Origin of the sequence: Aeromonas sp. HMWF016, from assembly GCF_963878195.1 — a bacterium.
Taxonomy (GTDB): Bacteria; Pseudomonadota; Gammaproteobacteria; order Enterobacterales; family Aeromonadaceae; genus Aeromonas; species Aeromonas lacus.
The window spans coordinates 1-5,322 of sequence record NZ_CAWNWX010000086.1 but is presented as its reverse complement, the minus strand read 5'-3'; the positions used below and the strand labels follow the sequence as shown (position 1 = coordinate 5,322).

The window sequence follows — 5,322 nt, the reverse complement described above, 5'->3', positions numbered from 1 at the left end:
GGGGCGGCGGTCGCCAGCCCGCAGAAGAGCAGGGTAGAAAGAATCAGTTTTTTGATCATGGGTGACGTCTCTGTCGATGTTGTGTTCGGCCTTGAACCTGATCCCGTGCGACTCCGTGGCACAAGAGACTGCTGCATCCGGCAACAGGCAAGACAGGATGAATGTCTTGGGTCGGGGGAAAGCCCCATATGGGATGCTATGAATCGAAATTGAGCGAAAAATGTACCAAAAACCAATTGTGTCAGAATACTCAATAGGTTAGAGGCGCTTTTTGCTCACCGCTTCACTCATAAAATCACACGAAAACAACATATCTATCTAACGTGGCCGGTTCAAGCCCAAATTGTGTTCAATACCTTTTGTTACATATGATGGGGTTCGCTTGTGACTTGTTTTGTACTCTGACGTTTTCTGTACCTGCGGTGGTGCGATCCCGACAGGGAAAGCAGGCCACAGAGACAGTAAACAATATGTTTTTATTGTGAAAATAGTCAGTCCCCTCTGGGTCTTGGCAAACGCTTCTCATATACTCAGTTACCTTCTGAAACTGGTTCTTGTATGGCGCTCTCACTGCTGCTGAAACTGGACGTTTTTACCCTGATGCTGATGGCGCTGGGTGGCTACAGTCTTGGCTTTATTACCCTCTCCATCATCTGGTCTACCCACAGGGAGATCCCCGGTATCGGTTACTGGTGGTGGTCTGCACTCTGTGCGCTGGTGGCCCAGACGCTCTTCTCGTTGCAGGCATTTTTCCCCAGCCCATCCGGCATCTGGCTGGCCAACACCCTGATCACGCTCTGCATCGCGCTGATGCCGCTGGCGCTGCAGCGCTTTTTCGGCCAACCCCCGAACTGGCGTGCCGGTGTGCTATTCATGCTGGTCTATCTGGTGATCCTGAGCTGGTGCATCGTGAAGGGGGGGATGGAGTCCCGGGTGATGCTGGCCTGCCTGAGCTACATGGTGCTGGGGGCGGTGATCGTCTATCTGGTCTGGCGTCACGGCTACCCCGACTATTTGCCGGCGGTGATGGTCTTTACCGTGGTCAATATCCTGCTCTACGCCTTCTACCTGATGCGGCTCTGGTTCCTGTGGCAGGACAACGTGCAGATGCTGATGGATAAGAGCGGGGTCAATGTGCTGCCCTTCCTCTCCATGCTGATGGGGAGCTATCTCTCCACCTTCGGGGTGCTGCTGCTCTGTACCCAGTACCGGGCACTGGCGTTGCACCAGCAGGCGAGCCACGACCCTCTCACCGGCCTGCTCAACCGGCGTGGCTTTATGGATCAGCTGAAGCAGCAGAAGTTGGGTGACGGCGGCGCGCTGGCAGTGCTCGATATCGACGATTTCAAGCAGATTAATGACCAGCATGGCCACGAGGTAGGTGATCGGGTGCTGGCCGAGCTCGGCGCCTATCTGGGTAGCCAGCCCGATTTGGTGTGCAGCCGTTTCGGTGGCGAGGAGTTTGTGCTGCTCTTCTCACAGCCCGGTGTGCTGGCGCTGCAGCGCTGTGAGGGATTGCTGGAGGCGGTCGCGAACCGTGACATGGGCGGCCTCTCCATCACGGTCAGCATGGGGCTCTCCCACTGGCACGGGGAGTGGCACTTTGATCCTCTGTTCACTCAGGCCGACCATGCGCTCTATTGTGCCAAGCGGCAGGGTAAGAACCGGGTCTGTCAGGCTGGTCGGGAGGCGTAACTCCCGCTCAGTCCGGTATCACATGGTGTCGGCAGGTTGGGGGCGAGGTGCCTGCGCCTTGAGGAAGGGGAGCAATAGCAGGGCCGAGACGCCCGCCGCCACCGAGATCACCACGAAGAAGCCGTTCCAGTGCCAGATCTCCATCACCTTGGCCAGCGGATAGCCTGACAGCGCCGCCCCCATGTAGGCAAACAGGCCGACAAAGCCGGTAGCCGCTCCCGCCGAGTTTTTGTGGGAGCACTCCGCCGCCGCCATGCCGATCAGCATCTGGGGGCCAAACACGAAAAAGCCGATGGTGAAGAAGCAGGCCGCCTGCATCACATAGCTGAAGAAGGGCATCAGCCAGAGCGATCCCACCGCCAGCAGGATCCCCACCGCAAAGATGAGGTTCATCGGGCCACGGTTGCCGTTGAACAGCTTGTCCGATCCCCAGCCCGCCACCAGGGCGCCGATAAAGCCCCCTACCTCGAACATGGAGATGGCCGAGTTGGCGCTCATCAGATTGAAGCCGCGCTGCTCGGTCATGTAGAGGTTGCCCCAGTCGTTAATGGCGGTGCGCACCACATAGACCAGCACGTAACAGCAGGCCAGCAGCCAGATATAGGGGTTGCCGAGCACATATTTGCGCAGGATCTGGCGATGGGAGAGCCCCGCATCCTGAGTCTGCTGGGCCAGCTCCATCGCATCCTTGCGCCACTCGCCCACCGACGGCAGTCCCATGGCTGCCGGGGTATCCCGCAACCGCCAGCAGAGCAGCAGACCGGCCGCAATGGCGATAAGGCCGGGTACTATCATGCCGTAGCGCCAGCCATGTTGCAGGGCCAGGGTGCTGACGATAAGGGGGATGAGCGCCCCGCCTGCGTTGTGGGCTGTGTTCCATGCCGACCACCAGACGCCCCGCTCACTGCGCGAATACCAGCTGGTGAGCAGCTTGGAGCAGGGGGGCCAACCCCAGCCCTGAAAGAAGGCGTTGGCCACCCAGAGGGCGGCAAACATCCAGAGAGCGGACGAGAGGCCGAACAGGATATTGATGACGCCGGTGGCCATCAGCCCGATCCCCATGAAGTAGCGCGGATTGGCGCGGTCGCTGATGATGCCGGAGAAGAACTTGGAGCAGCCGTAGGTGATGTAGAACAGGGTCCAGAGCATGCCGATGTCTGACTTGTCCAGCATGCCGCTCGCCAGCATGTCCGGCATGGCGAAGTTGAAGCTTTTGCGGGTGAAGTAGAAGACCGCATAGCCCAGATACATGGTGAGCAGCAGATGCAGCCGCCAGTGACGATAGGTGGCGTCGATCTCGGCCTGCTCGCGGATCGGCGGTTGCGCCGGCGCGCTTCTCATAAAGCTCAGCATGGGGCTTCTCCCTGTTGAAGGGCGAGGTTACTCATGGCTCTCCTCCCGTTTGCGGCAGGGGAGGTTGACCGTCAACTGGGTGCCGTGGACACAGGAGAGCTGCAAGGTGCCTCCCAGCGCCTGCACCCGTTCGCGAATACCGAGCAGACCATAGCCCTGCGCCGCGCGGCTTTGCGGCAAGCCGCGACCATCATCCTCCAGCACCAGCTGCAGCTGTTCTTCAGCGTGGCGCGTCCGGATTGTCACCGAGTGGGCGTTGGCATGTTTGACCACGTTGTTGAGCCCCTCCTGACAGACCCGAAACAGGGTAACCCGCTGGGCATCGGAGAGATCGCTGTCCGCCAGCTGCCACTCCAGCCGGGTGACGATGCCGTGGCGCTCCAGCTCCAGCTCTCTGAGCAGTGCCCGTACCGCTTGCTCCAGAGTCATGTCGTCGAGCTGGCGCGGGCGCAGGCGACCGAGCAGACCGCGCACCGCGTCGTAGATGCCAAGGGAGAGGGTATCGATCAGGGCGCTGCTCTGGCCCACACCCGCATTGTCGGGGGCGAGGCGGCGAACAATACCGGCCTGGGTACGAATGGCGGTGATGGTCTGGCCGATGTCGTCGTGCAGCTCGCGCGCCACCTCCTTGCGGATGCTCTCCTCGGTCTCCAGCAGCCGCTCGGTGAGCTGGCGATTGTGAGCGAGCTGGCGGGTCAGCGCCTGATTGAGCTCGCGCTGGCGCTGGATCCCGGCGCCCAGCAGCAGGCCGGTGAGGCTCTGGGCCAGCAGGGAGAGCAGCAGATCGAGCGGGTGATCGTGCCAGGCCTGGCTTGCCAGCAGGGCGATGGTGTTCATCAGGGTGGCGAGCAGCGCCCCCTGCCAGCCGTAGCGCCATGCCATGGCGATGATGGGAATGGCCAGACAAAACGGGGTAAAGCGCACCAGCGAGTTGGGCAGCCCCAGCTGCAACCAGAGGCTCAACACGAACAGCAGCAGATACCAGACCAGATGGCGAAAGCGCCAGTCTACCGGCTGATCCACCAGCGCAGGGCCGAGCGGCACCCAGGTGGCGCGGGTGAGGTAGTGCCAGATCAGCATGCAGGTGGAGGTGAGGGTGAGGCCGCCGGTCAGGCTGAGCAGCAGGGCTGAGAGGCCATCTTCTCCCGCCAGATGCCAGAGCAGGGATTGCAGCAGGGCTGCCGCCGAGACGGTGGCAAGCAGCAACAGCAGTTGCTGCCAGTCATTGCGCACCTGCTGGCGACGGGCAACAAGCAGCGGCAACAGAGTCAGCAGACTGCCTGCGACCAGCCACGGCCAGTGGGGCAACCCCACCTCCTGATTGAGCCAGTAGAGCAGCAGCCCTTCGCACAGCAGCAGCGGCGGCCAGTAGTGGCCGGGACTTTGCAGCAGCAAGCCGAGGCGCAGGCCGAAGGGGAACAGCAGCACCGCCAGCGCCGGGCCACCCGCCAGATGCAGGCTGATGCTCCACAGGCAAAACCAGCCGGCGGCAAAGATGAAGCAGGCCGCCAGCGTGATGGCGACATAGCTGGCAAGACGGTGGATCACCAGCTATCCAGCATGCGGTGGGCCAGCTCGACGTTGTTGCTGACCTTGAGCTTGTCCATCAGGTTGGCACGATGCACATGCACCGTCTTGGGGGAGAGGCCGAGTTGCTCGGCGATGCTCTTCACCTCCAGCCCCTGCGCCAGTAACTGGGCAATCTCCCGTTCCCGATTGGTGAGGGGATCCCGGCTGCTGCTGGCCAGCTTCTGGGCGATGTCGGGGGTGAGGTAGCAGCCGCCGAGCGCGGCGGTGCGCACCGCGGCGATCAGCTCGTCCGGGCTGCAGCGTTTGGAGAGAAATCCCTTGGCACCGGCTTGCAGCGCCTGCTCGATGAGGGCGGGGCTGTCGTGCACCGAGAGCATCACCACCGCCAGACCGGAGGGGAGCTGCTTGAGCAGATCCAGCCCAGACTGGTCGGGCATCGAGATGTCGCAGACGCAGACCCGGGCGCCACTGCCGGGGAGGCCGGCCAGCGCTTCGCTGGCGGAGCCAAATTCGGCGACCACCTGCAGGTCGGGCTCCAGATTGAGCAGTTGGGCAAAACCGGAACGGACGATCTGGTGATCGTCGATGAGGGCAATGTTTATCATGATGTCAGCCTGAAATTCGGTGCGTCATGACCATGACGCGGCCAACAAGATACCTGCCCCCCGAGTCAGGCTCAAGGGGCGGGGGGGAATAGGGGGAAAATCGACCCGATAAGCAGGGGAAGCTTGATCGGGATCAGGC

Annotated in this window: 4 protein-coding genes; 1 reads left to right on the top strand and 3 read right to left on the bottom strand. The window is 61.7% G+C overall.

Annotated features, from left to right (window positions below; genetic code table 11):
• Positions 1–558: 558 nt before the first annotated feature.
• Complete coding sequence (locus AACS24_RS13755) at positions 559–1,695, top strand: GGDEF domain-containing protein (protein ID WP_071911621.1); 1,137 nt, start codon at positions 559–561, stop codon at positions 1,693–1,695.
• Positions 1,696–1,713: 18 nt separating this feature from the next.
• Here the strand turns inward: AACS24_RS13755 and AACS24_RS13750 are convergent, their stop codons facing one another.
• From AACS24_RS13750 to uhpA, 3 genes are read right to left on the bottom strand one after another with little or no spacing between them, the layout of a single operon-like run.
• Positions 1,714–3,048, bottom strand: a complete 1,335-nt coding sequence (locus AACS24_RS13750; RefSeq protein WP_071911619.1) for an MFS transporter — start codon at positions 3,046–3,048, stop codon at positions 1,714–1,716.
• Between the two features lie 27 nt (positions 3,049–3,075).
• A complete protein-coding gene (uhpB, locus tag AACS24_RS13745) occupies positions 3,076–4,596 on the bottom strand; it encodes a signal transduction histidine-protein kinase/phosphatase UhpB (protein ID WP_108571029.1) in 1,521 nt (506 codons plus the stop codon).
• Positions 4,593–5,183: a transcriptional regulator UhpA gene (gene uhpA / locus AACS24_RS13740; protein ID WP_108571028.1), complete on the bottom strand. Its 591-nt coding sequence runs from the start codon at positions 5,181–5,183 to the stop codon at positions 4,593–4,595. Before uhpA ends, uhpB begins: the two co-directional genes overlap by 4 nt.
• Positions 5,184–5,322: the final 139 nt, after the last annotated feature.